The organism is Bradyrhizobium denitrificans (assembly GCF_013179005.1).
Lineage (GTDB): Bacteria > Pseudomonadota > Alphaproteobacteria > Rhizobiales > Xanthobacteraceae > Bradyrhizobium > Bradyrhizobium denitrificans.
This window is the reverse complement of the sequence record NZ_JABFDP010000006.1, coordinates 203407-203763: the sequence shown is the minus strand read 5'-3', so window position 1 is coordinate 203763 and position 357 is coordinate 203407. Positions and strand designations below refer to the sequence as shown.

Sequence of the window (357 nt, the reverse complement as noted above, 5' to 3'; positions counted from 1 at the left end):
GCCGCCCTGCAGCCGCCCGAACAGCACCGTGCCGAACACCACATCGCTGCGTCCACAGCTCCGCGCAAGCAGTTGCGCAAACGCCATATGGAACAGGCTCGCCGCACTCACACCCAGTGCCCGCGCCTGCGACCGCAGCCGCTCCGCAAGCTCAGGCGCCAGCTCGAGATGTGCCTCTTCAACCCCCGCCCCGTCGCCCTGCACGTCCAGCAGTCCGAACGGCGCCGTCGGCTCCTCGACCTTGCCCAGCATCCCGCGGAAGAACGCCTCGTGCTGCTCACGGCCCACGCCCAGCCGCGCCTGCGCCACAAAACTCCGGAACGGCAGCGGTGCCGCAAGCCGCTCCGCCTCGCCACG

At 70.9% G+C, this 357-nt stretch carries 1 protein-coding gene (only partly in view); it reads right to left on the bottom strand.

Translation table 11 applies throughout. The features are described from left to right. Positions 1–107: 107 nt before the first annotated feature. Positions 108–357, bottom strand: the 3' portion of a protein-coding gene (locus tag HL671_RS39270) for a condensation domain-containing protein (RefSeq protein ID WP_470287767.1). The gene runs 242 nt beyond the window's last position; the window shows 250 of its 492 coding nt (coding positions 243–492); its start codon lies off the right edge, out of view; it ends in the stop codon at positions 108–110.